Source organism: Citrobacter sp. Cb080, from assembly GCF_030334745.1.
GTDB lineage: Bacteria > Pseudomonadota > Gammaproteobacteria > Enterobacterales > Enterobacteriaceae > Citrobacter > Citrobacter braakii.
On the sequence record NZ_JAOWDG010000069.1, the window covers coordinates 37,919 to 63,883 of the forward strand.

General features: G+C 51.8%; 21 protein-coding genes, 7 tRNA genes and 1 pseudogene. 4 read left to right on the plus strand and 25 right to left on the minus strand.

From position 1 onward, the window contains the following. Positions 1-47 precede the first annotated feature (47 nt). The gene (locus tag OGV38_RS12815; RefSeq protein WP_003022748.1) at positions 48-530 is read left to right on the plus strand and encodes a zinc ribbon-containing protein; all 483 of its coding nucleotides are present in this window, start codon (positions 48-50) and stop codon (positions 528-530) included. Between the two features lie 49 nt (positions 531-579). Here the strand turns inward: OGV38_RS12815 and OGV38_RS12820 are convergent. The 12 genes and pseudogenes from OGV38_RS12820 to miaB all read right to left on the minus strand — a co-directional run. After that, a pseudogene (locus OGV38_RS12820) lies at positions 580-771 on the minus strand (type VI secretion system tube protein Hcp); the annotation flags it as partial. 194 nt (positions 772-965) lie between these two features. After that, positions 966-1,271: a hypothetical protein gene (locus OGV38_RS12825; RefSeq protein ID WP_172860558.1), complete on the minus strand. Its 306-nt coding sequence runs from the start codon at positions 1,269-1,271 to the stop codon at positions 966-968. A 284-nt stretch (positions 1,272-1,555) separates the two neighbouring features. Further along, positions 1,556-2,491, minus strand: a complete 936-nt coding sequence (gene rihA, locus OGV38_RS12830; RefSeq protein WP_046274594.1) for a pyrimidine-specific ribonucleoside hydrolase RihA — start codon at positions 2,489-2,491, stop codon at positions 1,556-1,558. A 116-nt stretch (positions 2,492-2,607) separates the two neighbouring features. Continuing rightward, positions 2,608-3,333 (minus strand): glutamate/aspartate ABC transporter ATP-binding protein GltL, encoded by a 726-nt coding sequence (gene gltL / locus OGV38_RS12835; protein ID WP_286473435.1) that lies wholly within the window; start codon positions 3,331-3,333, stop codon positions 2,608-2,610. After that, complete coding sequence (gltK, locus tag OGV38_RS12840; RefSeq protein WP_003022757.1) at positions 3,333-4,007, minus strand: glutamate/aspartate ABC transporter permease GltK; 675 nt, start codon at positions 4,005-4,007, stop codon at positions 3,333-3,335. The genes gltL and gltK overlap by 1 nt, the downstream gene beginning before the upstream one ends. Then, positions 4,007-4,747: a glutamate/aspartate ABC transporter permease GltJ gene (gene gltJ / locus OGV38_RS12845; protein ID WP_016152241.1), complete on the minus strand. Its 741-nt coding sequence runs from the start codon at positions 4,745-4,747 to the stop codon at positions 4,007-4,009. The genes gltK and gltJ overlap by 1 nt, the downstream gene beginning before the upstream one ends. Positions 4,748-5,035: 288 nt before the next feature. Beyond that, complete coding sequence (gltI, locus tag OGV38_RS12850; RefSeq protein ID WP_185654272.1) at positions 5,036-5,944, minus strand: glutamate/aspartate ABC transporter substrate-binding protein GltI; 909 nt, start codon at positions 5,942-5,944, stop codon at positions 5,036-5,038. A 357-nt stretch (positions 5,945-6,301) separates the two neighbouring features. Continuing rightward, positions 6,302-7,840 carry an apolipoprotein N-acyltransferase gene (gene lnt / locus OGV38_RS12855; RefSeq protein WP_019076267.1) on the minus strand — a complete coding sequence of 513 codons (1,539 nt, stop codon included), beginning with the start codon at positions 7,838-7,840 and terminating at the stop codon, positions 6,302-6,304. 24 nt (positions 7,841-7,864) lie between these two features. Next, entirely contained in the window at positions 7,865-8,743 is an 879-nt protein-coding gene (gene corC / locus OGV38_RS12860) for a CNNM family magnesium/cobalt transport protein CorC (RefSeq protein ID WP_005121418.1), read from the minus strand. Between the two features lie 162 nt (positions 8,744-8,905). Then, complete coding sequence (ybeY, locus tag OGV38_RS12865; RefSeq protein WP_003835559.1) at positions 8,906-9,373, minus strand: rRNA maturation RNase YbeY; 468 nt, start codon at positions 9,371-9,373, stop codon at positions 8,906-8,908. Continuing rightward, the gene (locus OGV38_RS12870) at positions 9,370-10,416 is read right to left on the minus strand and encodes a PhoH family protein (protein ID WP_019076268.1); all 1,047 of its coding nucleotides are present in this window, start codon (positions 10,414-10,416) and stop codon (positions 9,370-9,372) included. The genes ybeY and OGV38_RS12870 overlap by 4 nt, the downstream gene beginning before the upstream one ends. 191 nt (positions 10,417-10,607) lie before the next feature. Further along, a complete protein-coding gene (miaB, locus tag OGV38_RS12875) occupies positions 10,608-12,038 on the minus strand; it encodes a tRNA (N6-isopentenyl adenosine(37)-C2)-methylthiotransferase MiaB (protein WP_016152245.1) in 1,431 nt (476 codons plus the stop codon). A 145-nt stretch (positions 12,039-12,183) separates the two neighbouring features. Here miaB and ubiF point away from each other — a divergent pair, with 145 nt between their 5' ends. Then, positions 12,184-13,359, plus strand: a complete 1,176-nt coding sequence (gene ubiF / locus OGV38_RS12880; protein ID WP_286473438.1) for a 3-demethoxyubiquinol 3-hydroxylase — start codon at positions 12,184-12,186, stop codon at positions 13,357-13,359. Between the two features lie 103 nt (positions 13,360-13,462). On the opposite strand, the gene OGV38_RS12885 is transcribed toward ubiF, so the two are convergent. The 12 genes from OGV38_RS12885 to nagB all read right to left on the minus strand — a co-directional run bounded on the left by OGV38_RS12885 (position 13,463) and on the right by nagB (position 20,457). After that, positions 13,463-13,537: transfer RNA gene (locus tag OGV38_RS12885), tRNA-Gln, on the minus strand. 36 nt (positions 13,538-13,573) lie between these two features. After that, positions 13,574-13,648: transfer RNA gene (locus OGV38_RS12890), tRNA-Gln, on the minus strand. A gap of 43 nt (positions 13,649-13,691) precedes the next feature. Then, a tRNA-Met gene (locus tag OGV38_RS12895) sits at positions 13,692-13,768 on the minus strand. A gap of 21 nt (positions 13,769-13,789) precedes the next feature. Continuing rightward, positions 13,790-13,864, minus strand: a tRNA-Gln gene (locus OGV38_RS12900). Between the two features lie 37 nt (positions 13,865-13,901). Further along, positions 13,902-13,976: transfer RNA gene (locus OGV38_RS12905), tRNA-Gln, on the minus strand. A gap of 23 nt (positions 13,977-13,999) precedes the next feature. Then, positions 14,000-14,084: transfer RNA gene (locus tag OGV38_RS12910), tRNA-Leu, on the minus strand. A gap of 8 nt (positions 14,085-14,092) precedes the next feature. Next, positions 14,093-14,169 (minus strand) — tRNA-Met (locus tag OGV38_RS12915). Between the two features lie 222 nt (positions 14,170-14,391). Then, complete coding sequence (gene asnB / locus OGV38_RS12920; protein ID WP_003835552.1) at positions 14,392-16,056, minus strand: asparagine synthase B; 1,665 nt, start codon at positions 16,054-16,056, stop codon at positions 14,392-14,394. Between the two features lie 252 nt (positions 16,057-16,308). Further along, positions 16,309-17,061, minus strand: coding sequence for a ribonucleotide monophosphatase NagD (gene nagD / locus OGV38_RS12925; protein WP_005121413.1), 753 nt, complete (start codon positions 17,059-17,061; stop codon positions 16,309-16,311). Between the two features lie 157 nt (positions 17,062-17,218). Continuing rightward, on the minus strand, positions 17,219-18,439 hold the full coding sequence (gene nagC, locus OGV38_RS12930) for a DNA-binding transcriptional regulator NagC (RefSeq protein ID WP_016152247.1): 1,221 nt from the start codon (positions 18,437-18,439) through the stop codon (positions 17,219-17,221). Between the two features lie 8 nt (positions 18,440-18,447). After that, the gene (gene nagA, locus OGV38_RS12935; RefSeq protein WP_032931096.1) at positions 18,448-19,596 is read right to left on the minus strand and encodes an N-acetylglucosamine-6-phosphate deacetylase; all 1,149 of its coding nucleotides are present in this window, start codon (positions 19,594-19,596) and stop codon (positions 18,448-18,450) included. A 60-nt stretch (positions 19,597-19,656) separates the two neighbouring features. Continuing rightward, entirely contained in the window at positions 19,657-20,457 is an 801-nt protein-coding gene (nagB, locus tag OGV38_RS12940; protein ID WP_003022803.1) for a glucosamine-6-phosphate deaminase, read from the minus strand. A gap of 342 nt (positions 20,458-20,799) precedes the next feature. Between nagB and nagE the strand changes: the two genes are divergently transcribed. Both nagE and glnS read left to right on the plus strand, forming a co-directional pair. Further along, a complete protein-coding gene (gene nagE, locus OGV38_RS12945) occupies positions 20,800-22,749 on the plus strand; it encodes a PTS N-acetyl glucosamine transporter subunit IIABC (protein WP_016152249.1) in 1,950 nt (649 codons plus the stop codon). Positions 22,750-22,936: 187 nt separating this feature from the next. Beyond that, entirely contained in the window at positions 22,937-24,604 is a 1,668-nt protein-coding gene (glnS, locus tag OGV38_RS12950; RefSeq protein ID WP_149381177.1) for a glutamine--tRNA ligase, read from the plus strand. A 58-nt stretch (positions 24,605-24,662) separates the two neighbouring features. On the opposite strand, the gene OGV38_RS12955 is transcribed toward glnS, so the two are convergent. Beyond that, complete coding sequence (locus tag OGV38_RS12955; protein WP_286473441.1) at positions 24,663-25,946, minus strand: ABC transporter substrate-binding protein; 1,284 nt, start codon at positions 25,944-25,946, stop codon at positions 24,663-24,665. Positions 25,947-25,965: the final 19 nt, after the last annotated feature.

Consider the following 25,965-nt stretch of genomic DNA (forward strand, 5'->3'; position numbering starts at 1 on the left):
AATAACGTCTATTATTATAGACAGTTAACGACCCAGGAGGCGAAGCGATGAACAAGGTTGCTCAATATTACCGTGAACTGGTGGCTTCACTGAGTGAACGCCTGCGTAATGGCGAACGCGATATTGATGCGTTGGTGGAACAGGCGCGTCAGCGCGTTATGCAGACCGGGGAGTTAACGCGCACCGAGGTGGAAGAGCTCACCCGGGCCGTCAGACGCGACCTGGAAGAGTTTGCTCTGAGCTATGAAGAAAGCCTCGATGAGGAGACCGACAGCGTCTTTATGCGGGTTATCAAAGAGAGTATCTGGCAGGAACTGGCCGATATTACCGATAAAACGCAGCTCGAATGGCGCGAAGTGTTCCAGGACCTCAGCCATCACGGGGTTTATCACAGCGGCGAGGTGGTCGGGTTGGGCAACCTGGTGTGCGAGAAGTGCCACTTCCATTTAGCGGTGTACACTCCTGATGTGCTGCCGCTATGCCCGAAATGCGGACACGATCAGTTCCAGCGTCGACCGTTTGAGCCGTGATTTTCACCTGAGAGCCGCTAACGCGGCTCTGTGAGGGATTGCGAATGTGTTACGCCACAACGCGTTGATTCCAGGCATCCGTATAGATGATATTTCCATCGCAATGCTTCCATGTGATGCTTTCATAGCGTAGTAGAATGGTTTCAAGATGTGTCCCGGTTGAAGCTCCAGGATAAAGATCTGCGGTAATGGATGTGATTTTCACATTGTTTAGAATGATATTAAAATACTCCTTTTCCATATAAATATATAATATTGGGTTATTTGAATTTTTCGAATTTTTCTGTAATGAACGGATAAAACCAAAAAATAGCAATAATACTGATGAGCATTAGCTCCCACCAGTATTCAGGAAATAAATATAACCAGAGCACGGCAAAAACTATCAAGATTGCTGGGAGTACAAGGTTATATAGTACAACTGATATTAGACTCTTAAACATCGAATCTTTCCATGATTTCGTCGGCAAGCTGATCGAGGTTAGAATAGACACCATCATGAACTTTCTGAATTATTTCTGAAAGAGCTGGCTCAACGAAGTAATAGAGCATCTCCAGCTTTGCTTGGTAAAGAATCCAATAATAACTTGGATCTATTGCTTTCTGTGCCCGGGCTGCCATAGCTGCTTTTTGCTGAAACCCATAGACCTGCAGAAGATAAACGCCAACTGGCATTTTACCAGCCAGTTTTCGCGCAACGGCTTTTGACAGAAACGCTGACTGTGCAATAGCTTCCGCCATAGCTGAGGCTACAGTAAACCGTGTACATCGTATTTGTGAATCCATTCTCAATATATATAGATAACTGCCTGTCATTCTGAAATCTTACCCTGAGATAATCTGAAGCATTCATTCAATGTTCCTCTGATTTGTTGTGCCGGATGTTGCATGATACATTAATCTGCTGGGGGGATTTATTCAGTATTACCTGACAAATTAATGAAGTAACGCAGTATTCACGTTCGCTATTAGCTAACAGTAAAATCGCTATGATTCAACATAGCGATCTTACTCAATGATAAATTTCAGGCGTAAAATTTCAAACGCTCCGCTAGCAGATCGACAAAACCTTCGCGATCCACGTCCACCATTACGGTGGCGTTTGGCTTATTGCCGCTCAGGAAGTAGTAGTCAACCACGGTCATTCCCTGGGTGTATTTGCCCTGAGTTTCCACACCAACCCAGCGTTCAACGGTGGTAAACAGTTCAGGTTTCAGCAGCCAGGCAATGGTGCATGGATCGTGCAGCGGCGCGCCAATAAATCCCCATTTTTCATCTTTGTGATATTCAAAGAAGAAGTCGAGTAGCTCAGCAACGATTGTCGAAATGGGATTGCCGATAGCGCGGAACCGTTCGGTATCTTCACGATGTATTTGCGCTTTATGCGTGACATCCAGTCCAGCCATCACCACCGGAATGCCCGACTGGAACACGATCTCAGCGGCTTCTGGATCCACGAAGATGTTGAACTCAGCGGCGGGCGTCCAGTTTCCGAGGCCCATTGCCCCACCCATGATCACGATACGGGCGATTTTGGGGTGCAGTTCAGGATGGCTATTCAGTAGCAATGCCACGTTAGTTTGCGGCCCGGTGGAGACAATCGTCACCGGTTCCTGACTGTTACGCAGGGTTTTCGCCATCAATTCCACGGCGGTGCAGTCCTGTGGAGCAAAAGCGGGTTCAGGCAGCGCCGGGCCATCAAGCCCGCTCTCACCGTGGACGTTATCGGCAATTATCAGGTCGCGCATCAGCGGTTTGACTGCGCCACCGGCCACTGGGATATCCGTACGGTTGAGCAACGTTAACATACGCAATACGTTACGCAGCGTTTTGTCGGGGGTCTGGTTACCGGCAGAGGAGGTTATCGCTTTCACATCCAGTTCAGGTGAAGCGAGGGCGAGAACAATTGCGATAGCGTCGTCATGACCTGGATCGCAATCAAACAGGATAGGAAGTGCCATTGTTGCTCCTTGTAAGTGGGACTTTGTGACAAGGTTAACGCTGGGCTGTGCCTGTTTCGAGAAGTGAAGAGATAAATCGTGAGGTGGCGCGCACATGGAGGTGCGCGCCAGCAAAATTAGTGCAGGATTTTCGCGAGGAAGCCTTTGGCACGGTCTGATTTTGGATTAGCGAAGAACTCTTCTTTCGGTGAGTCTTCAACAATCTTCCCTTCATCCATGAAGATCACCCGGTTCGCCACTTTACGCGCAAAGCCCATTTCGTGGGTAACCACCATCATGGTCATCCCTTCATTGGCCAGTTCAACCATGACGTCCAGTACTTCGTTGATCATTTCTGGGTCGAGTGCTGACGTCGGTTCGTCAAACAGCATAGCGATAGGATCCATGCACAGCGCTCGGGCGATGGCGACACGCTGTTGCTGGCCCCCGGAGAGCTGAGCTGGAAACTTCTCGGCATGCGCTGACAGACCAACGCGTTCCAGTAACTTTTGCGCTTTGTCGCGGGCCGGCTTTTTATCGCGTTTAAGCACTTTTACCTGCGCCAGAGTCAGGTTCTCAATAATCGACAGATGCGGGAACAGTTCAAAGTGCTGGAACACCATGCCAACGCGAGAGCGCAGTTTGGCCAGATCGGTCTTTTTATCATTCACCACGGTACCATCAACGGTGATGACGCCCTGTTGTACCGGCTCCAGCCCGTTCACCGTTTTGATAAGCGTTGATTTACCTGAACCTGACGGGCCGCAGACCACCACCACTTCACCTTTTTTCACTTCCGTGGAGCAGTCGGTCAGCACCTGAAAGTGACCATACCATTTAGAAACATTTTTCAGGGTAATCATTAAACTGTCCTTTTCTTCAAATAGCTGACCAACAACGATGCGCTCAGACTGAATACAAAATAAACGGCGCCAGCAAACAGGATCATTTCAACCTGCGTGCCGTCACGCTCACCAATGGTGGAGGCGGTACGGAAGAAGTCTGCCAGACTCAATACATAGACCAGCGAGGTATCCTGGAAGAGTACGATGCCTTGGGTAAGCAGCAGCGGCACCATCGCGCGGAATGCCTGCGGCAGAATGATGAGCTTCATCGACTGCCAATGGGTCATCCCCAGCGCCAGCGCGGCACTGGACTGCCCGCGAGAAATACTCTGGATACCGGCGCGGATAATCTCGGAATAGTACGCGGCTTCAAACATCGAAAATGCGACCATCGCTGAGATCAGGCGAATATCGGTTTTTGGCGACAGACCCAGCACGTTTTGCAGGAAGCCGGGCACAATCAGGTAGAACCACAGCAGCACCATCACCAGCGGAATGGAGCGGAATACGTTGACGTAGCCCTTCGCAAACCAGGCAATCGGCGCGAAGCTGGACAGACGCATTACTGCAAGGATGGTCCCCCAGACGATACCAATGACGACTGCCGTGACGGTGATTTTCAACGTGATGATCAGCCCATCCAGCAGATACGGCAGGGAAGGGACGATAGAACTCCAGTCAAATTCGTACATTATTTGCCTCCCAAATTGCCAGGCAGGCGGATTTTGCGTTCGACGAGATTCATCACCAGCATGATGACGGCGTTAATCAGAACGTAGGCCAGAGTGATGGCCGTAAACGATTCCCATGCGTGGGCGGAGTAATCCAGTAGTTTTCCCGCTTGCGCAGCCATATCGACCAAGCCGATAGTGGAGGCGATCGCGGAGTTCTTTACCAGGTTCATCATCTCCGAGGTCATTGGCGGAACAATCACGCGGTAAGCGTTTGGCAGCAGAACATAGCGGTAGGCCTGCGGTAACGTCAGCCCCATCGCCAGCGCGGCATTTTTCTGTCCGCGAGGCAGAGACTGAATAGCGGCACGAACCTGTTCGCAGACGCGCGCAGCGGTAAACAGCCCCAGACAAAGCATGGATGAGAGGAAGAACTGAATGTTGGGATCCAGTTCTGACTTAAACCACATCCCGATGTTTTCCGGCAGCAGTTCAGGAATGACCAGATACCAGGTAAAAAACTGGACGATGAGCGGAACGTTACGAAACAGCTCGACGTACAGCGTGCCGATCCCGGAAAGGAAACGATTTGGTACGGTACGTAAGATGCCGAATAAAGAGCCGATGAGGAAAGCGATAACCCAGGCGGTGATAGATAACGCGACAGTGACCTGGAAACCACTCCAGAGCCAGCCGAGATAGGTGGTGTTGCCGAACGGGGCTTGTTGTAAAAAAATACCCCAGTTCCAGTCTATAGACATAAATCTACTCCAGAAAAAAAAGGGTAGCAGCGCTACCCCCGAAGATTGTTATTCAGCGTTTTGCGGTTTTCAGGCCTGATGGGGAACGACCATCAGGCTTATAGTCTGTCCGTGCTGAGTAGCAATCGAGAGGGAGGGGAAGCCTCCCTGATTACACTTCATCCTTCAAGATATCTCGTTGTTGGCTGCCTTTATTCATCCCGGTTACTTACTCATGTAAGCGCCCGGGAATTCGCTCAGTTGCCGCCTCGATATAACTTGAAAGGTTTTGTGTACTCTTCTAATTAATTAGTTAAGCGCTTTATCATTCGGTTCTTTGAACAGGGCTTTCATCTCGTCTGACAGTTCGAAATTCATGTTCAGGTTCTTCGGTGGAATTGGATTTTTAAACCACTTATCAAACCACTTCTCAGCTTCGCCTGAGGTCTGCGCCTTGGCGATAGTGTCATCCATCAGCTTTTTGAACTGAGGGTCATCTTTACGCAGCATGCAGCCGTAAGCTTCCTGAGACTGTGGCTTGCCGACGATCTCCCAGTTGTCTGGTTTCTTCGCCTTCGCGCGCTCGCCAGCCAGCAGGGCGTCATCCATCATAAAGGCAACGGCGCGGCCGCTTTCCAGAGTACGGAAAGAGTCACCGTGGTCTTTCGCGCTGATGATGCGCATATCCATTTTTTGCTCTTCATTCAGCTTGTGCAGCAGCACCTCTGAGGTGGTACCCGAAGTCACGACTACGGCTTTACCTTTCAGATCGGTGAAATCTTTGACGTCGCCGCCTTTTTTCGCCAGCAGACGAGTACCAACAACGAAAATGGTGTCAGAGAAAGCCGCTTGTTTTTGGCGCTCGACGTTGTTGGTGGTGGAGCCACATTCAAAGTCGAAGGTGCCGTTTTGCAGTAGCGGGATACGGTTTTGTGAAGTAATCGGGATCAGTTTCACCTGCAGGTCAGGCTTGTTCAGCTTTTTCTTCACGGCTTCAACGATCGCGTTGGAGTAATCCTGTGAATAACCGACCACTTTTTGTTGATTATCGTAGTAAGAAAACGGTACCGATGACTCACGGTGGCCGACCACAATCACGCCGTTTTTGGCGATCTTGTCCAGCGTGCTGCCTGCCGCTGGTGCTGCGTCTTCTGCGTGCGCCAGACCGGCGGACATTCCCATGACCAGCATGGCAGTGGCGAGCTTACGTAATTGCATATCCAACTCCTTTATCGTCTGCGCCAGGGACGCATTGATACCCATTGTGATGTTGTTATTGTTTGCTACTAAAACGTGCAGTCTTGTATATGTTTGTTAACATTTAGTTTGGATGAATGTAAAGAATTTGCTGTTTTATTGTTTATTTTTGCGAGGTGCGCCGCACCATTTGGGGGCAAAAATATCTTGTTGCACTTTTCAGGTGCTACCGGCGCTCAACGTTGGTGCGACCAGGTTGCACATTCAGCCAAAACTGCATTTGTCTTGTAGAACAAAGCAATAGACGTGCCAGAATGGGGAGCGGGAAATGTTTTGTGGGCCGGATAAGCGAAACGTTATCCGGCCGGGAAAGGAAGGTTACTTACGACGCTGGCGCAGGCTCATTACCACTGCACCAAAGCCAAACAGCGCGGTAAGCAGCCAGAGCGGCCAGTTACCGGTACGGGCATAAGGAGTTAAGCCCGTCGTTGGTGTCACGCTGGTGGTCAGGACCTGGCGGGTAAACTGCGGGATCATCGCCTGAATCTCACCCTGTGGACCAATCACCGCCGTAATACCGTTGTTGGTGCTACGCAGCAGAGGGCGCGCCAGCTCGAGGGAACGCATACGCGCCATCTGGAAGTGCTGCCACGGGCCGATGGATTTACCAAACCAGGCATCGTTGGAAATCGTCAGCAGGTAGTCCGTATCCGGGCGGAAATTATCCCGTACCTGTTCGCCAAGAATGATTTCATAGCAGATGGCAGCCGTCAGCTTAAAGCCGTGCGCATGCAGCTGTGGCTGCACATAAGGCCCACGGCTGAAAGACGACATTGGCAGGTCAAAGAACGGCGCTAACGGGCGCAGGATCGATTCCAGCGGGACGAACTCGCCAAACGGTACCAGATGGTTTTTGTTATAGCGGTTGCTGGAGTCGTAACTGTACGGGCTGTCTTTACCCAGCGTGATGATGGTGTTGTAGGTGTCGTAACGATTCTGCTTGTTCAGACGTGCGTCAACGATACCGGTAATCAGCGTGCTGTTTTTCGATCTCAGCAGGTCATCCATCATGCCCAGAAAACGCTGCTGATTAATTTCCAGGTCAGGAATAGCGGATTCTGGCCAGATGATCAGCTGTGATTGGCCCATCTCAGGCTGGGTGGCGTCGAGATAAATCTTCAGGGTGTTGAGTAACTGACCTTCATCCCATTTGAGCGACTGCGGAATGTCACCTTGCACCATCGAGACCTGAGTGGTTTTTTCCGGCTCAAGCGTGTACCACTGGATATAGCGCAGCGGAAAGGGCAGAGCAAAGAGCACCAGCGCGGCAATCAGCGGTTTCCAGTTACGCGTCACCAGCGCCAGCGCCAGCAGGCCGCTAACCACCATCAGCAGGAAGTTAATCGCCTCAACGCCCATCACCGGAGCCAGCCCTTTTAACGGACCGTCGATCTGACTGTAGCCGAACTGTAGCCACGGGAAGCCGGTCAGTACCCAGCCGCGCAGGAATTCGGTTATTTGCCAGACGACTGGTGCGGCAATCGCCACGCGTATCCAGGTGGTTTTCGGCCACAGACGCGCCAACACGCCGGCAAACAGGCCGGTGTAGAGGGAAAGGTATGCGGCAAGCAGAACCACGAGGAACACATTAATGGGGCCCGGCATACCGCCAAACTGCGCGATGCTGACGTAAACCCAGTTGATGCCGGAGCCAAACAGCCCCAATCCCCAGAAGTAGCCGATTGCGGCAGACTGGAGCGGACGGCGATTGAAGGTAAGAGCCTGCAAGCCCATCAGCGAAACGATCGCAGCGGGCCAGATGTCATATGGAGAGAAAGCCAGCGTCCCGCAGGCACCGAATAATAACGCCAGCAGCAGGCGAATGCGCTGGCGTTCAATTAATGGGGCAAATGCCATGTAGTCTTAGATCCAGTTTCGGGTTTATTCGTCCAGTTTGGGCTGGGGTGAGTCGTCCGGAATTCTGACATGAACCTGAATAATACGACGGCTGTCGGCCATTGCCACTTTGAACTGGTAACCATCAATGTCGATAGTCTCCCCGCGCGCGGGCAGATGACCAAAGGCCTGCATGACCAGCCCGCCGATGGTATCTACTTCTTCGTCGCTAAAATGGGTACCGAAAGCGTCGTTGAAGTCTTCAATCGGCGCCAGAGCGCGAATGGTCCAGGTGTGGCGACTGAGCTGACGGAAATCGATATCGTCTTCTTCGTCGTACTCATCTTCAATTTCACCCACGATCAGTTCAAGGATGTCCTCAATGGTCACCAGACCTGAGACACCGCCGAATTCGTCGATGACGATAGCCATATGATAACGCTGGGAGCGGAACTCTTTCAGCATGCGGTCAACTCGCTTGCTTTCAGGTACGACAACCGCCTGGCGTAACACTTTCTCCATGCTGAAGGCTTCGGCATCGCTGCGCATAAACGGCAGCAGATCTTTGGCCATCAGAATCCCTTCAATGTGATCTTTGTCTTCGCTGATCACCGGGAAACGCGAGTGGGCAGACTCGATAATGACATCGAGACATTCGTCCAGGGTCTGGTTGCGTTTCAGGGTAATCATCTGAGAGCGAGGGATCATGATGTCGCGCACGCGTTGGTCCGCAATATCCATCACCCCTTCGAGCATATCGCGCGTATCTTCATCGATAAGGTCGTTTTGCCCGGAATCACGGATCAGCTCCAACAGTTCGTCGCGGTTTTTTGGTTCACCGTGGAAAAGTTGGCTCAGTAACAGGGAGAAAAATCCCTTTTTGCTGTTTAAGGTGTCACTACTGTGTGAATTGTCGTCGCTCATGGCGTCGTATGGGTTCTCATGTTAGTTAATACAAAGCTCGTCATGCGTATATTCAGCTGTTGACGGCATGTCTCTTCATCGTACTTCAAACCAGGTAAGCCGGATAAGGCGCAATACCTGATGGCGGCTGCGCCTTATCAGGCTTACAAGATTTCGAAATGCTTATTCTTTCTCGGCAATGTACGGATCCTCATAGCCCAGAGCAAGCATAATCTCTGTTTCTAGGGATTCCATCTCTTCCGCTTCATCGTCTTCGATATGGTCGTAACCGAGTAAATGCAGGCTACCGTGCACCACCATGTGCGCCCAGTGGGCCTCAAGCGGTTTGCCTTGTTCCTGCGCTTCTTTCTCGACTACCTGACGGCAGATGATCAAATCGCCCAGCAGCGGCATTTCAATGCCCGGCGGGGCTTCAAACGGGAAAGAGAGTACGTTGGTTGATTTATCTTTCCCGCGATAGGTCAGGTTCAGCTCGTGGCTTTCCGCGTCATCGACCAGACGAATGGTAACTTCAGACTCTTCCTGAAACTGTGGGATCACCGCATCCAGCCAACCCTGAAACTGACTTTCTGTTGGTAAACCAGATTCGTCTTCACATGCCAGCTGTAAATCGAGAATAACCTGACTCATTTTTGTTCCTGCTCCTGAGCTTCGCGCTTGCGTTCTGCAGCCAGCTCGGCTTTGCGTTTCTGTTCTGCTTCTTCCCAGGCTTCATACGCCGTGACGATACGGGCGACCACCGGGTGGCGAACCACGTCTTCGCTATGGAAGAAATTAAAACTAATTTCGTCGACTTCAGCCAGTACTTCAATGGCATGACGCAGACCGGATTTGGTGCTTCGCGGCAGGTCAATCTGGGTGATATCGCCGGTGATAACCGCTTTGGAGTTAAAGCCGATACGGGTCAGGAACATTTTCATCTGTTCGATGGTGGTGTTCTGGCTCTCATCAAGAATGATGAACGCATCGTTTAACGTACGACCGCGCATGTAGGCCAGCGGCGCAACTTCAATGACGTTACGCTCAATCAGCTTTTCGACCTTCTCAAACCCGAGCATTTCGAACAGTGCGTCATACAGCGGTCGTAAGTAGGGATCGACTTTCTGGCTGAGGTCACCCGGCAGGAAGCCGAGTTTTTCGCCCGCTTCCACTGCCGGACGGGTCAGCAGAATTCGACGGATCTCCTGACGCTCAAGCGCATCGACCGCAGCGGCAACCGCAAGATACGTTTTACCCGTACCCGCAGGGCCAACGCCAAAGGTGATGTCGTGGTCGAGGATATTCGCAATGTATTGTGCCTGGTTCGGCGTACGCGGCTTAATTACCCCGCGCTTGGTTTTGATGTTCACCGCTTTGCCAAATTCCGGCACGCTGTCTGCGCTTTGCTCAAGCACTCGCGCTTCTTTAATTGCCAGATGAATTTGTTCAGGCTCAATGTCCTGCGTCTGACCACGCATTGGGGCAGTATCGACGTACAGGCTACGTAAAATATCTGCCGCCGCGGTGACGCAAATTGGGCGACCGGTCAGCTTAAAGTGGTTATCACGGCGGTTAATTTCGATGCCGAGGCGACGTTCCAGCTGCTTGATGTTGTCATCAAATGGGCCGCAAAGGCTCAACAGGCGGGCATTGTCTGCGGGTTCAAGGGTGATTTCACGAGTGTCTATGTTCAAACTGTTCCTCTTTTGCATGTCTTGCCGGACGCTGAACATTTACCGGCATCTAAGGAAATTATTCACGCCATGGGGGAAAGGCGCAAGCATTGCGATAAATATGGGGATGATGAGGTAGATTACAAGGCCCGCCGGGGCAGCGAGCCCAGAAGAGTAAGCCCGATAAGCGTAGCGCCATCGGGCATTGAAGATTAAGGCTGATAAATACCGACGCCCAGATCGTTTTCTTTGCGGGTACGCGCAATAACCGACTCAGGGGATTCAGCGATGCGCAGACCCATTTCGTCTTCGGTGCGCACCACTTTACCGCGCAGGGAGTTCGTCCAGACATCGGTAATTTCTACATCCACGAACTTACCGACCATTTCCGGGTTGCCTTCAAAGTTCACCACTCGGTTATTTTCGGTTCGGCCAGACAGTTCCATGATGCTTTTACGCGATGTGCCTTCAACCAGAATGCGCTGGGTCGTGCCGACCATGCGACGGCTCCAGGCCATAGCTTGCTGGTTAATACGCTCTTGCAGAATATACAGGCGCTGTTTTTTCTCTTCTTCCGGCACGTCGTCAACCATATCGGCGGCAGGGGTGCCTGGACGCGCAGAGAAGATAAAGCTGTAGCTCATGTCAAAATTGACGTCTGCAATCAACTTCATGGTCTGCTCGAAATCCTGCGTGGTTTCGCCTGGGAAGCCAACGATGAAGTCGGAGCTAATCTGGATATCCGGACGCGCTGCGCGCAGTTTGCGGATGATCGCTTTATATTCCAGCGCAGTATGGGTGCGCCCCATCAGGTTCAGTACGCGATCTGAACCGCTCTGAACCGGCAGGTGCAGGAAGCTCACCAGTTCTGGCGTGTCACGATACACTTCAATGATATCATCGGTGAATTCGATCGGATGGCTGGTGGTGAAGCGGATACGGTCAATGCCATCGATCGCCGCGACCAGCCGCAGCAGATCGGCAAAAGATCCGATCGTGCCGTCGTAGTTCTCACCGCGCCAGGCGTTCACGTTTTGTCCCAGCAGGTTCACTTCACGCACGCCTTGCGCCGCAAGCTGGGCGATTTCAAACAGGATATCGTCCGCCGGACGGCTTACTTCCTCACCGCGGGTGTATGGCACCACGCAGTAAGTACAATATTTATTACAACCTTCCATGATTGACACGAAAGCGCTTGGACCTTCAGCACGCGGTTCCGGTAGGCGGTCGAATTTTTCGATCTCCGGGAAACTGATATCAACCACCGGGCTACGGGTGGTACTTCCACGCACTTTGTTAATCATTTCCGGCAGACGATGCAGGGTTTGCGGCCCAAAAATAATATCGACATAGTGCGCGCGTTGGCGAATATGGTCGCCTTCCTGAGACGCAACACAGCCACCGACACCGATGATCAGCTTGGGGTTTTTCTCTTTTAACAGCTTCCAGCGGCCCAACTGATGGAAGACTTTTTCCTGAGCCTTCTCACGGATAGAGCAGGTATTCAGCAGCAGCACATCCGCTTCTTCGGCCACGTCGGTCAGTTGATACCCATGGGTGGCATCCAGCAGATCGGCCATCTTCGATGAATCGTATTCGTTCATCTGACAGCCCCAGGTTTTAATATGGAGTTTTTTGGTCATCGACTTGCTCTTGCGAAATTGTGGCTGAAATGCAGGGCGCATAGTGTACTGCTTTGGCGCGGTTGTGACCAGTATGACGGATGTCAGCCTCAAGGGGTAAAAAATCCTGTAAACTTACACAATACATGTAACAGGATAATTGACCATGACAAATCAACCAACGGAAATTGCCATTGTCGGTGGGGGGATGGTCGGCGGCGCGCTGGCGCTAGGACTGGCGCAGCATGGATTTACGGTAACGGTCATTGAACATGCCGTTCCCGCGCCGTTTGTGGCTGACGGACAGCCAGATGTCAGAATTTCGGCCATCAGCTCCGCCTCCGTGTCGTTGCTAAAAGGGCTGGGCGTCTGGGATACGGTTCAGGGGATGCGCAGCCACCCTTACCGTCGTCTGGAAACGTGGGAATGGGAAAATGCCCATGTGATGTTTGATGCCGCCGAGCTTAAGCTGCCCTTGCTGGGCTATATGGTGGAAAACACGGTCCTGCAACAGGCGCTCTGGCAGGCTCTGGACGTTCACCCCAAAGTCACGCTGCGCGTGCCTGCGTCGCTGATCTCTCTGCATCAACATAACGATCGGCATGAGCTTGAGCTGGCTGGTGGCGAAAAAATCAGCGCGAAGCTGGTCATCGGCGCCGATGGCGCAAATTCTCAGGTGCGGAAAATGGCCGGGACTGGTATCCATGCCTGGCAATATGCGCAGTCCTGTATGTTGATAACCGTACAATGCGAGAATTCGCCGGGAGACAGCACCTGGCAGCAATTCACCCCTGACGGTCCGCGCGCATTTTTACCGCTGTTTGATAACTGGGCCTCGCTGGTGTGGTACGACTCACCGGCGCGTATCCGTCAGTTGCAAGGTTTGAATATGTCGCAACTGCAGGCGGAGATCGCCAAACATTTCCCATCGCGACTCGGTAACGTTACGCCTGTGGCAGCGGGGGCATTCCCGCTAACGCGCCGTCACGCGCTGCAATATGTGCAGCCAGGACTGGCGCTGGTGGGTGACGCCGCGCATACCATTCATCCGCTGGCGGGGCAGGGCGTTAATTTGGGGTTCCGTGATGTGGATGCGCTGATTGACGTGCTGGTGAATGCGCGCAGCTACGGTGAGTCCTGGGCAAGTCAGCCGGTGCTGAAGCGCTATCAGAACCGTCGCATGACTGACAATTTCATCATGCAAAGCGGCATGGATCTGTTCTACGCAGGATTTAGCAACAACCTGCAGCCGCTGCGTATCATGCGTAATCTTGGGCTAATGGCCGCAGAGCGCGCCGGTATGTTGAAACGCCAGGCACTCAAGTACGCGTTAGGATTGTAATTCAGACAGGCCTACAGAGAACGTTGTAGGCCTGGTAAGCATAGCGTCATCAGGTAATAAATGCAGAAAAGCAAAAAGCTCGCCGAAGCGAGCTTTTTTAATATGGCTGGGGTACGAGGATTCGAACCTCGGAATGCTGGTATCAGAAACCAGAGCCTTACCGCTTGGCGATACCCCAACGGGTGCATCCACAGAATGGACGGCTTTTTGAAATTGGCTGGGGTACGAGGATTCGAACCTCGGAGTGCTGGTATCAGAAACCAGAGCCTTACCGCTTGGCGATACCCCAACAATTTTTTGGATTTACCGAACGAGTCGATACGTCCTTAATATGGTGGCTACGACGGGATTCGAACCTGTGACCCCATCATTATGAGTGATGTGCTCTAACCAGCTGAGCTACGTAGCCAGATATTATCATATTCTTCGATGGCTGGGGTACCTGGATTCGAACCAGGGAATGCCGGTATCAAAAACCGGTGCCTTACCGCTTGGCGATACCCCAATGACCGTTGCGGTGAACCGCTACATCGAAGAAAAAATGGCTGGGGTACCTGGATTCGAACCAGGGAATGCCGGTATCAAAAACCGGTGCCTTACCGCTTGGCGATACCCCATCCGTGCAACGCTTACGGGTGAATGGTGCGGGAGGCGAGACTTGAACTCGCACACCTTGCGGCGCCAGAACCTAAATCTGGTGCGTCTACCAATTTCGCCACTCCCGCAAAAAAGATGGTGGCTACGACGGGATTCGAACCTGTGACCCCATCATTATGAGTGATGTGCTCTAACCAGCTGAGCTACGTAGCCATCTTTTTTTCGCGTAACCTTATCGGCGTTGCGGGGCGCATTATGCGTATTGAGCCTTGAAGCGTCAACCCCTTTTTCATTGAAAATAGCTGGAATGTGACTGTTTGGTTAGGTTGCGAACAGCATGGCGCAATATTCGGCAATTATTAGTTATTAATTGTTTTTCTGCACAGAAAATAGACATAAAAAAGAGCCCTGCAGGGCCCTTTTCTAAGGATTAACTTATTTATAAGCGGACTGATGTACGCCAACCGCACGACCAGAAGGATCGTTCATGGTTTTAAACGCCTCATCCCATTCGATTGCTTTGGCAGAAGAACAGGCAACAGACGGCCCGCCAGGCACACATTCCGCAGCGCTCGCAACCGGGAACAGCTCTTCGAAAATCTCACGGTACAAATACGCTTCTTTAGATGATGGCGTGTTGTAAGGGAAACGGAAGCTGGCGGTTTCCAGTTGTTGGTCAGAAACTTGCTCAGCGGCCACCTCTTTCAGCGTATCAATCCAGCTGTAACCGACACCATCGGAGAACTGCTCTTTCTGGCGCCATGCAACGCTTGCTGGCAGGTAGGATTCAAAACATTCACGCAGAACATGTTTTTCCATTTTGCCGTTGCCGCACATTTTGTCCTGCGGGTTGATGCGCATCGCCACATCAAGGAATTTCTTATCCAGGAAGGGCACGCGAGCTTCCACTCCCCAGGCCGACATAGCTTTGTTGGCACGGGCACAGTCGAACATATGCAGCGCCTGCAGCTTACGCACGGTCTCTTCGTGCAGCTCTTTTGCATCTGGTGCTTTGTGGAAATAGAGATAGCCGCCAAATACTTCGTCAGAACCTTCGCCCGACAGCACCATTTTAATGCCCATCGCTTTAATTTTACGCGACATTAAGTACATCGGGGTCGAGGCGCGAATCGTCGTAACATCGTAAGTTTCGATGTGATAAATCACGTCGCGGATAGCATCCAAACCTTCCTGCACGGTGAAGTGGATCTCATGGTGTACAGTACCCAGATGGTTCGCCACCTCTTGCGCGGCTTTCAGGTCCGGAGCGCCTTCCAGGCCTACGGCGAAGGAGTGCAACTGCGGCCACCAGGCTTCGCTACGCTCCTGATCTTCAACACGACGCGCGGCGTATTTTTTGGTGATTGCGGAAATGACGGATGAATCCAGACCGCCGGACAGCAATACACCATAAGGAACATCTGACATCAGGTGGCTTTTCACTGCATCTTCCAGTGCCTGACGCAACTCGTTTTTATCGGTAACGTTGTCTTTTACCGCATCGTATTCAAACCAGTCGCGCTGGTAGTACTGACGAATTTCGCCGTCTTTACTCCATAAATAGCTACCGGCTGGGAATTCTTTGATCGTGCGACACACGGGAACCAGAGCTTTCATTTCAGACGCAACGTAGAAGTTACCGTGCTCGTCGTAACCCATATACAGCGGGATGATCCCGATATGATCGCGACCGATCAGGTAAGCGTCCTGCTCGCTGTCGTACAGAGCAAAAGCAAACATGCCTTGCAGGTCATCCAGAAACTCTGGGCCTTTTTCCTGATACAGAGCAAGGATAACTTCGCAGTCGGAACCGGTCTGGAACTGATAGCGATCGCCATATTCAGCGCGCAGTGCCTGATGGTTATAAATTTCACCGTTAACCGCCAGGATATGCGTTTTCTTCACGTTGTACAGCGGCTGAGCACCGGCGTTGACGTCGACGATGGACAGACGTTCGTGCGCCAGAATGGCGTTATCACTGGCGTAAATACCCGACCAGTCCGGGCCGCGATGGCGCATCAGACGAGACAATTCCAGGGCTTTTTTACGCAGTTCAACTGCGTCAGTTTTAATATCGAATACGCCAAAAATAGAACACATAACCTTCTCCATTAACCTGTTGCGTGATGCTTTTTATGTTTGCTTGATAAAGAAAATGCCGCAAAGCTGGAGAGGGCGCAAGTGAATTACGGGTCAGAAAATAAAAAACGCAATGGTCATTGTGGATTGGTGAAAAAAGATTACAGAATAGACGGGTTTATTAATGAATCGATAATTTTATGGCGATTTTATTAAATGGACGGACTTCTTCTGGCCGGATATGACGCGGGGGCGTCTTATCCGGCTTACGCATCAAATCACATCAATTTCCGCAACGGACGGGTAAATCCAGCTTGGTCTGAACGGCATGCTGTCAATGTCGTCGAGCGTCGAAACGCCAGACAATACCAGGATGGTTTCGAGACCCGCCTGGAAGCCCGCCAGAATATCGGTACGCAGGTTGTCGCCCACAATAACGGTCTCTTCCGAATGCGCCTGCATTTTGTTGAGCGCCGCGCGAATAATCCACGGGCTGGGTTTGCCCACATAAAACGGCTTGCGGCCAGAGATTTTTTCGATACCGGCGCACAGCGCACCACAGGCGGGATAAAAGCCGCGTCCGTGAGTATCTGGGTTTGTGGCGATGAAACGCGCACCGTTGGCCACAAAATATGCCGCTTTATGCATCATGTCCCAGTTATAGGATCGCGTCTCGCCAACAATCACAAAATCGGGGTTCACGTCAGTAATAGTAAACCCGGCTTTATACAGCTCGTGAATTAACGCACCTTCACCTACCACGTAAGCCTTTTTCCCTTCCTGGCGGCGAAGAAAATCAGCGGTAGCCATGGCGGAAGTATAAAAGACGCTATCAGGGACATTCACACCCGCGGTGGCGAAGCGGTTTGCCAAATCCTGTCCGGTCTGTGAAGGATAGTTAGTCAGCAAAACTAACGGCAGGCCTTTTTCCAGGATCCCAGTCAGAAATTCTGCCGCACCCGGTACGGCAACATTGTCGTGCATCAGCACGCCGTCGATATCACAAATTACATTCTTAATGGCCATGGACAATCCGACATCAAAAAAAGAAGGCATTACTATACACAAAATACACTAAATCATTCGAGTTGCATCGAGGCGGCACAAGTCTGAGAACCCCGGGAGCTTACTGAAGTAAGTGACTGGGGTGAGCAGATGCAGCTAACGCAGAGGCTGCTTGGTATTAGCTTTCCAGCAAACGTTGCAGCAATGTACCGTTGAGCATCGCACGCTTCACCAGCGCAAAGGCGCCAATGGCTGAGCGGTGATCCAGCGTGGAACGAACCACCGGTAAATTGTGGCGAAACGCTTTCAACGCCTGCGTGTTGATACAGCTTTCTATAGCAGGCAGCAGCACTTTATCAGCCTCGGTAATTTCGCCCGCAATGACGATTTTTTGTGGGTTAAACAGGTTGATGGCGATGGCGATGGTTTTACCCAGGTGACGACCAACGTGCTCAATGACTTCTGATGCCAGGTTATCGCCTTTATTAGCCGCCTTACAGATGGCTTTAATGCCGCAATCATCCAGCGTGAGTCGGCTTGGATAACCCTGTTTCAATAAGTTCTGCACGCGGTGTTCAATAGAGGCATTGGCGGCAATTGTTTCCAGACAGCCGAAATTACCGCAGTGACAGCGCTCACCCAGCGGCTCTACCTGAATATGGCCAATCTCACCCACGTTGCCATTGCGACCAATAAAAATTCGGCCATTGGAGATGATTCCCGCTCCGGTTCCACGGTGAACACGCACCAAAATGGAGTCCTCGCAATCCTGGCTTGCCCCGAAATAGTGCTCGGCCAGCGCCAGACTGCGAATATCGTGACCGACAAAGCAGGTGACCTTAAAGCGTTTTTCGAGTGCTTCGACCAGCCCCCAGTTTTCGACCTGAATGTGCGGCATATAGCGGATGACGCCGCTTTCAGGATCAACAAGGCCTGGCAGAATGACGGAAATCGCAACCAGCTCGCGGATTTTCCGCTGGCAGTTCTCAATAAAGGTGGCAATGGTGTTGAGCAGCGCATACTCCAGCGTTTCCTGGGTGCGCTCCGGGAGGGGATAATGCTCTTCAGCGACCACTTTACTGCTCATATCATAGAGCGTGAGCGTAGTATCGTGGCGGCCCAGGCGTACGCCAATCGCGTGGAAATTGCGGGTTTCGGTGACGATAGAGATAGCGCGGCGGCCCCCGGTGGAGGCCTGCTGATCGACTTCTTTGATTAGCCCGCGTTCAATCAATTGACGCGTAATTTTCGTTACGCTGGCGGGGGCAAGCTGGCTTTGCTCGGCAATTTGAATTCGCGAGATTGGCCCATGCTGGTCAATCAGGCGATAAACCGCCGCGCTGTTAAGCTGTTTTACGAGATCAACATTACCTATTTGAGCTTGTCCGCCTGGTGTCATTCTTTCTCTTACTCAGTAACGACCTCGTTGCCATTAACGATGGTCTTGATAATTTTAAAGTCGTGCGTGAACGCAGTCAGGTTGGCTACTTTGCCTGGCGCGATGCTGCCGAGTTGTTTGTCGACGCCAATGGCGCGAGCAGGGTAGAGCGTTGCCATACGTAAGACCTCGTCGAGAGCGATATTCGCATGTTCGACCAGATTGCGTACGCCTTCAATCATGGTTAATGATGAGCCGCTCAGTGTACCGTTCTCATCAACGCACAATCCATTACGGTAGTATATTGTTTTACCAGCGAAAATGAACTGTTCAATGTTTGCACCTGCTGGTGCGGTTGCGTCGGTGACCAGGCACAGCTTGTCGCCTTTCAGGCGTTTGGCATTACGAATGTTAACGTAATCAACGTGGAGGCCATCGGCGATGATACCGCAGTAGATATCGGCTTCATCAAGAATAGCGCCCGCCAGACCAGGTTCGCGACCGGTAATGTAAGGCATCGCGTTGAACAGATGTGTCGCAAAGGTGATGCCTGCGCGGAACCCGATTTTTGCTTCTTTTACCGTTGCATTTGAGTGACCCGCAGAAACCACAATACCCGCATTCACCAGTTTGGTAATGACCTCTACCGGGACCATTTCTGGCGCCAGCGTTACTTTGGTGATCACATCGGCATTATTGCACAGGAAATCAACCAGCGCAGCGTCCGGTTGACGGACAAATCCCGGATTATGGGTGCCTTTTTTCACCAGATTCAGCCACGGGCCTTCCAGATGAAGTCCTAGTGCCTGATTCGGGTGTTTCGCCAGGTATTCACGCATGACGCGAACGCCTTGTTTCATCAGGTCATCGCTGGTGGTGATAAGCGTTGGCAGGTAGCTGGTGCAGCCAGATTTTTCATTGGCTTTCTGCATGATTTCCAGCGTTTCAACGGTCACGGCTTCTGCCGTATCGTTAAACTGTACGCCGCCGCAGCCGTTTAGCTGTACATCGATAAAACCGGGGGAAACAATGGCCCCATTCAGTGAGCGCTGTTCAATTCCTGACGGTAACTCAGCCAGTGGGCAAACGCTGTCAATCAGGCCATTGGCGACAACAATCGCATGGTCATCAAGAATTTCGTGACCGGTAAAAATCCGGCCCTGGGTTAAAGCATACATTCCGACCCCCGATTTCAAAAAATGCCGCCCTGCAACTTATCGACAGGGCGGAGACATCAATTACAGACCTTTAATATTTTCCGCTTCTAACTCGTTAAAGTATTTCAGCGTCTTCACTTTCAGTTCCATGGTGGAAGGCTCATCGCAGACCACAACGGCTTTCGGATGCAACTGCAGACAGCTGATGGTCCACATATGGTTAACGTTGCCTTCAACGGCGGCTTGCAGCGCCTGCGCTTTCTGGTGGCCCAGTACCAGGATCATCACTTCTTCGGCATCCAGCAGGGTGCCCACGCCAACGGTCAGCGCATATTTAGGCACCTGGCTTACGTCGCCGTCAAAGAAGCGTGAGTTCGCAACACGCGTGTCGTGAGTCAGCGTTTTGATGCGGGTACGGGAAGCCAAAGAAGAGGCTGGTTCGTTGAACGCGATGTGACCATCGTTGCCTACGCCGCCCATAAACAGGTGGATTTTACCGTAAGAACGGATTTTTTCTTCATACTGACGGCATTCTGCATCAATATCCGGTGCGTTACCATTGAGGAGGTTGATGTTTTCTGCTGGAATATCAACGTGATCAAAGAAGTTGCGATGCATGAAGCTATGGTAGCTTTCCGGATGCTCTTTCGGCAGGCCAACATATTCGTCCATATTGAACGTTACAACATGCTTGAAGCTTACCTGGCCCGCTTTGTGCATTTCAACTAATGCTTTGTAGGCTGTCAGCGGAGTACCGCCAGTCGGCAGGCCCAAAACGAACGGACGATCAGCCGTTGGTTTGAACGCGTTAATACGGTTAACGATATGGCGAGCAGCCCATTTGCCGACTTGTTCAGCGGTATTCAGGGGGATCAGTCTCATTCTTCACCTCAAAAGTAAATGTAAGCAATTGGCGGATTGAGTCTCTGTGCAGTATTAAGCGTAACCTGGTTTTGCATCGGTAAGGATCAATCCGTTTCGATTTTTTGAATGATAAAATAAGTTTTCGTAGTTAGCCAGTGGAAGGGAGGGTTAATAACGATATTTGGTGACTGGAATCACAAAAAACACGCATTTAATTTGCGATACGAATTAAATTTTCACACACTCTGAATGTAGATGAATGGTTAATATTGTTGTTCCAGAATCTTGCTGTCAGGAATGGTCGCACAATAAAAATATGGCTTCAAAGAAGCCTAATCGGGGTCTCGTAGGGGGAATAAAATGAATATTTTAGGTTTTTTCCAGCGGCTGGGTAGGGCGTTACAGCTCCCCATCGCTGTGCTGCCAGTCGCGGCACTGCTGCTGCGATTCGGCCAACCAGATTTACTTAACGTACCCTTCATCGCGCAAGCGGGTGGGGCCATCTTTGATAACCTGGCGTTAATTTTCGCTATCGGTGTGGCTTCCAGCTGGTCAAAAGACAGCGCGGGTGCTGCAGCGCTGGCGGGTGCGGTCGGTTATTTCATATTGACCAAAGCAATGGTTACCATTAACCCGGCCATCAACATGGGCGTGCTGGCAGGTATCATCACTGGTCTGGTCGGCGGTGCAGTGTATAACCGTTGGTCTGGTATCAAATTACCTGACTTCCTGAGCTTCTTTGGCGGCAAACGCTTCGTGCCGATCGCCACTGGCTTCTTCTGTCTGGTGCTGGCTGCTATCTTCGGCTACGTGTGGCCGCCGGTGCAGAACGCCATCCATGCGGGAGGTGAGTGGATCGTGGGCGCTGGCGCGCTGGGTTCCGGTATCTTTGGTTTCATCAACCGTCTGCTGATCCCAACCGGTCTGCATCAGGTGCTGAACACCATCGCCTGGTTCCAGATTGGTGAATTCACTAACGCTGCAGGTACCGTATTCCACGGTGACATCAACCGCTTCTACGCGGGTGACGGCACTGCGGGTATGTTCATGTCTGGCTTCTTCCCGATCATGATGTTTGGTCTGCCGGGTGCGGCGCTGGCAATGTACTTCGCCGCTCCGAAAGCACGTCGTCCGATGGTTGGCGGTATGCTGTTGTCCGTTGCGATCACCGCGTTCCTGACCGGTGTTACCGAGCCACTGGAATTCCTGTTCATGTTCCTGGCGCCATTGCTGTACCTCCTGCACGCACTGTTAACGGGTATCAGCCTGTTCGTTGCAACACTGCTGGGGATCCACGCGGGCTTCTCCTTCTCCGCAGGTGCTATCGACTACGTGTTGATGTACAACCTGCCGGCGGCGAGTCAGAACGTCTGGATGCTGGTCGTGATGGGCCTGGTGTTCTTCGTCATTTACTTTGTGTTGTTCAGCGCGGTTATTCGTATGTTTAACCTGAAAACGCCGGGCCGTGAAGATAAAGAAGACGATATCGTTACTGAAGAAGCGAACAGCAACACTGAAGAAGGTCTGGCTCAACTGGCAACCAACTACATTGCAGCAGTTGGCGGTACCGATAACCTGAAAGCGATTGATGCCTGTATCACTCGTCTGCGTCTGACCGTTGCCGACTCCGGTCGCGTAAATGATGCGATGTGTAAACGTTTAGGCGCATCTGGAGTGGTTAAGCTGAACAAGCAAACTATCCAGGTCATCGTGGGTGCGAAGGCCGAATCTATCGGCGACGAAATGAAGAAAGTTGTCGCGCGTGGCCCGGTGGCTGCAGCGTCTGGTGAAAGTGCGCCAGCAGCAGCGGCTCCGGTTGCTAAACCGCAAGCTGTAGCGAACGCAGTAACCGTTGAAACTTTAGTTTCTCCGATTACCGGTGACGTGGTTGCGCTGGAGCAGGTACCTGATGAAGCCTTCGCCAGCAAAGCTGTAGGCGACGGTGTGGCGGTGAAGCCAACGGATAAAATCGTGGTTGCTCCGGCTGCCGGCACCATCGTGAAAATCTTCAACACTAACCATGCGTTCTGTCTGGAAACCGTTAAAGGCGCGGAAATTGTGGTCCACATGGGCATCGATACAGTAGCGCTGGAAGGTAAAGGCTTTAAGCGTCTGGTTGAAGAAGGTGCGGAAGTGACTGCAGGTCAACCGATTCTGGAAATGGATCTGGAGTTCCTGAACGCCAACGCACGTTCCATGATTAGCCCGGTTGTGTGCAGCAACAGCGATGATTTCGGTGCTCTGGTCATTAAAGCCGAAGGTCATGTGGTTGCTGGTCAAACACCACTGTATGAGATTAAAGGTAAATAACTGCTCCTGAGTAAAGTGAGTTAAGTGCCTTAAGCGGCGGGGGATATTCCTCCGCCGCTTTTTTTTGCAGCAAATACCCCCATATATCCTGTTGAAACACCTTTTTTGTGCAACTAATAGTTGTCTCCTGACGTCGCTTATAAGATCATGTTCCGTTATACGTTGTTTACGCTTTGAGGAATCCACGATGAGTGAGGCTGAAGCCCGCCCGAGTAACTTTATTCGTCAGATCATCGATGAAGATCTGGCCAGTGGTAAGCACACCACTATCCATACACGTTTTCCGCCGGAGCCAAATGGCTATCTGCACATTGGCCACGCGAAATCCATTTGTCTGAACTTTGGCATTGCGCAAGATTACCAGGGCCAGTGCAACCTGCGTTTTGATGATACGAACCCGGTTAAAGAAGATATCGAGTACGTTGAGTCGATTAAAAACGACGTTGAATGGTTAGGTTTCCACTGGACTGGCGATATTCGCTACTCTTCGGATTACTTCGATCAGCTTCACGCCTATGCGGTAGAGCTTATTAATAAAGGCCTGGCGTACGTTGATGAACTGTCAGCGGAGGAGATCCGCGAATACCGCGGCACTCTGACGCAGCCAGGTAAAAACAGCCCGTTCCGCGATCGTAGCGTCGAAGAGAACCTGGCACTGTTCGAAAAAATGCGTACCGGTGGTTTTGAAGAAGGTAAAGCCTGCCTGCGCGCGAAAATCGATATGGCTTCGCCGTTTATCGTGATGCGCGATCCGGTGCTGTACCGTATTAAGTTCGCCGAACACCACCAGACCGGCAACAAGTGGTGCATCTACCCGATGTACGATTTTACCCACTGCATCAGCGATGCGCTGGAAGGCATTACGCATTCACTGTGTACGCTGGAGTTCCAGGATAACCGTCGTTTGTACGACTGGGTGCTGGACAACATCACCATTCCGGTTCACCCGCGCCAGTACGAATTCTCGCGCCTGAATCTGGAATACACCGTGATGTCCAAACGCAAGCTGAACCTGCTGGTGACCGACAAGCACGTTGAAGGCTGGGACGATCCGCGTATGCCGACGATTTCTGGCCTGCGTCGTCGTGGTTATACCGCTGCCGCTATTCGTGAGTTCTGCAAACGCATTGGCGTGACCAAGCAGGATAACACCATTGAGATCGCTTCTCTGGAGTCCTGCATTCGCGAAGATCTGAATGAAAACGCCCCGCGCGCGATGGCAGTTATCGATCCGGTGAAACTGGTTATCGAAAACTACCCGCAGGGCGAAAGCGAGTTGGTTACCATGCCTAACCATCCGAACAAACCGGAAATGGGTAGCCGTGAAGTGCCGTTTAGCGGTGAAATTTGGATCGATCGCGCAGACTTCCGCGAAGAAGCGAACAAGCAGTACAAGCGTCTGGTGATGGGCAAAGAAGTACGTCTGCGTAATGCTTACGTGATCAAGGCTGAACGTGTAGAGAAAGATGCAGAAGGGAATATCACCACCATTTTCTGCACCTACGATGCCGACACCCTGAGCAAAGATCCGGCTGATGGCCGTAAAGTAAAAGGTGTTATTCACTGGGTGAGTGCGTCCCATGCGCTGCCGATTGAAATCCGTTTGTACGATCGTCTGTTTAGCGTGCCAAACCCAGGTGCGGCGGAAGACTTCCTGTCCGTTATCAACCCGGAATCGCTGGTCATTAAGCAGGGCTACGGTGAGCGGTCACTGCAGGCTGCGATTGCAGGTAAAGCGTTCCAGTTTGAGCGTGAAGGCTACTTCTGCCTGGACAGCCGCTATGCAACCGCTGATAAGCTGGTATTTAACCGCACTGTAGGTCTGCGCGATACGTGGGCTAAAGTCGGCGAGTAATTGCTGTCACACTGCCTCAAACGCCGCCAACGCGACGTTTGAGGCGGATTTTTCTGTTTTACTTATGCTGCATTAACGCCTGAACCCGCTGCTGGCTGCGTTCCAGCACCACCGATGTCTCCTGCTTACCCACCGTCGCCTGATTGACCATTTCACTGAGGATCATCGAGCCGGTAATATCCCCCATCCGCGTAAAGTTCTTCTCGCCGACCGATCCAAAGACCTGCATATTCGGGTACTGGGCAATCAGCTGTTCAGGGAGAGTTCCAAAGACTTTGACGGCAGGGTTGTCCTTCCAACTGACGTTTTGCGCGGCGGCCTTCGTCACCGGCAGCATCGCCCCCGGAGACATCAATACCCAGTCAGCCGCGTTCTGCGCCTGTCCCATAAAGCTGACAAATTTTTCGGCGGCTTTCGTTTCTGCCTCAGTCTGACCGGCTGTGAGCGTTGATGATGTGATAACGCCAAATACGGCAGGTGATTTTTCGCTCGGCACGACAAAGCCTAAATCCGCCAGCGAACCATCCTGATAAATCGCTGGCAGGATGTAGGTCGAATAGACCGCCATCGGCGCGGTGCCGTTCATAAAGGCGTCTTTGATCTCTGTTACGTTGTTCGAGCCAGGCATGGTATAGCGGGCCAGTTCGCGATAATAGTTCAGCGAGGCCTGCATTTCCGCTGAGTTAACCGTGATGTCGCCGTTTGCGTTGAACACATTGGCACCGTTTGAAAGTGCGAACTGAGAGAAGGTTTGTTCGCTCATGACGCTTTCAGCCGTCGGCAGCGCGATGCCATATTTTTTACCGGCGCTGTCGGTCAGCCTGCGCGCCGCCTCCAGCAGCTGCGTCCAGTTTTTGGGTTCGTCGATTCCCGCTTTAGCCAGTACCGATTTCCGATACCAGACCCCCTGCAGCCAGGCGCTGATCGGCACGCCGGTATAGGCCGTTCCGTCTTCGGTGCGAACAATGCGCAGCACGCCGTCGTAGAAGGCGCTTTCACCTTGCCTGTCGATCAGCGTTTTCACCGCTTTGTGGTCGATAAGCTGCTCTTTATCCATGACTTTGGCATAGTCATGGCTGACCTCGACGACCTCCGGCAGTGATCCTGAGCGGGCAAGGGTAATGATTTTGGTATTATAGGCATCCTCTTCGACGGGAACCTGCTTCACAATAATATCCGGATTCTCTTGCTGAAAGCGGTTAATGATCCCGGCAATGACGGTCTGGCGCTCCTGCTCAACGGCGGAGTGCATAAATTCGATGCTCACCTGCTGCGGTTTATCCTCACAGCCTGAAAGCAAAACGGCGGTTATCAGCGCCAGCATTGTTTTTGGTATGTTCATTTTTAATCCCTTGTTGTCG

Excerpts from the sequence above, each read along its gene's own strand:
- OGV38_RS12815 (WP_003022748.1), top strand. The coding sequence starts at position 48 with ATGAACAAGGTTGCTCAATATTACCGTGAACTGGTGGCTTCACTGAGT.
- OGV38_RS12825 (WP_172860558.1), bottom strand. The coding sequence starts at position 1,271 with ATGGCGGAAGCTATTGCACAGTCAGCGTTTCTGTCAAAAGCCGTTGCG.
- rihA (WP_046274594.1), bottom strand. The coding sequence starts at position 2,491 with ATGGCACTTCCTATCCTGTTTGATTGCGATCCAGGTCATGACGACGCT.
- gltL (WP_286473435.1), bottom strand. The coding sequence starts at position 3,333 with ATGATTACCCTGAAAAATGTTTCTAAATGGTATGGTCACTTTCAGGTG.
- gltK (WP_003022757.1), bottom strand. The coding sequence starts at position 4,007 with ATGTACGAATTTGACTGGAGTTCTATCGTCCCTTCCCTGCCGTATCTG.
- gltJ (WP_016152241.1), bottom strand. The coding sequence starts at position 4,747 with ATGTCTATAGACTGGAACTGGGGTATTTTTTTACAACAAGCCCCGTTC.
- gltI (WP_185654272.1), bottom strand. The coding sequence starts at position 5,944 with ATGCAATTACGTAAGCTCGCCACTGCCATGCTGGTCATGGGAATGTCC.
- lnt (WP_019076267.1), bottom strand. The coding sequence starts at position 7,840 with ATGGCATTTGCCCCATTAATTGAACGCCAGCGCATTCGCCTGCTGCTG.
- corC (WP_005121418.1), bottom strand. The coding sequence starts at position 8,743 with ATGAGCGACGACAATTCACACAGTAGTGACACCTTAAACAGCAAAAAG.
- ybeY (WP_003835559.1), bottom strand. The coding sequence starts at position 9,373 with ATGAGTCAGGTTATTCTCGATTTACAGCTGGCATGTGAAGACGAATCT.
- miaB (WP_016152245.1), bottom strand. The coding sequence starts at position 12,038 with ATGACCAAAAAACTCCATATTAAAACCTGGGGCTGTCAGATGAACGAA.
- ubiF (WP_286473438.1), top strand. The coding sequence starts at position 12,184 with ATGACAAATCAACCAACGGAAATTGCCATTGTCGGTGGGGGGATGGTC.
- asnB (WP_003835552.1), bottom strand. The coding sequence starts at position 16,056 with ATGTGTTCTATTTTTGGCGTATTCGATATTAAAACTGACGCAGTTGAA.
- nagD (WP_005121413.1), bottom strand. The coding sequence starts at position 17,061 with ATGGCCATTAAGAATGTAATTTGTGATATCGACGGCGTGCTGATGCAC.
- nagC (WP_016152247.1), bottom strand. The coding sequence starts at position 18,439 with ATGACACCAGGCGGACAAGCTCAAATAGGTAATGTTGATCTCGTAAAA.
- nagA (WP_032931096.1), bottom strand. The coding sequence starts at position 19,596 with ATGTATGCTTTAACCCAGGGCCGGATTTTTACCGGTCACGAAATTCTT.
- nagB (WP_003022803.1), bottom strand. The coding sequence starts at position 20,457 with ATGAGACTGATCCCCCTGAATACCGCTGAACAAGTCGGCAAATGGGCT.
- nagE (WP_016152249.1), top strand. The coding sequence starts at position 20,800 with ATGAATATTTTAGGTTTTTTCCAGCGGCTGGGTAGGGCGTTACAGCTC.
- glnS (WP_149381177.1), top strand. The coding sequence starts at position 22,937 with ATGAGTGAGGCTGAAGCCCGCCCGAGTAACTTTATTCGTCAGATCATC.
- OGV38_RS12955 (WP_286473441.1), bottom strand. The coding sequence starts at position 25,946 with ATGAACATACCAAAAACAATGCTGGCGCTGATAACCGCCGTTTTGCTT.